Below are 437 nucleotides of genomic sequence, written 5' to 3' on the forward strand. Positions count from 1 at the left end.
ATTCGACTATACAACATAAATAAGAAGGGAACAAGATAAATAAAGATATTGTTAAAAAGATCATCAAGATTAAAAATATATTAAATATCCATAAATTTTTAATCAAAAATATACATATATCTATATAAAGATAGATAGGAACCAATAAATAGACGACATTATAAAGATTCTAGTATTTTTCAAATAAAGACAGATAATCACAATTAAGAACAATCTCTACTCATTGAAGATAGCCTTCATTTTCGTATTTTTTTTTTTTAGTTATTAGGTTGTATAGTGTTTCTTTCTTGAATTGTTCTAAGTCCTTTAAATAGTGCATCGTATAGAGAATATTCTTAGATATACTCATGTAATCAACGTAGCCTTTTTCTTGTTCAAGACGGTTTAAAATTTTATCCTTAATAGGCTGTGGAATTTTGATTTTTTTCCCTCCGCTG

Annotated in this window: 1 pseudogene; it reads right to left on the reverse strand. The window is 25.4% G+C overall.

From position 1 onward, the window contains the following. Nucleotides 1–220 precede the first annotated feature (220 nt). Nucleotides 221–437 (reverse strand): annotated as a pseudogene (locus tag GNY06_RS13580) (DNA adenine methylase); the annotation flags it as partial.

Source organism: Elizabethkingia argenteiflava, from assembly GCF_009904105.1.
In the GTDB taxonomy this organism is placed as follows: Bacteria; Bacteroidota; Bacteroidia; order Flavobacteriales; family Weeksellaceae; genus Elizabethkingia; species Elizabethkingia argenteiflava.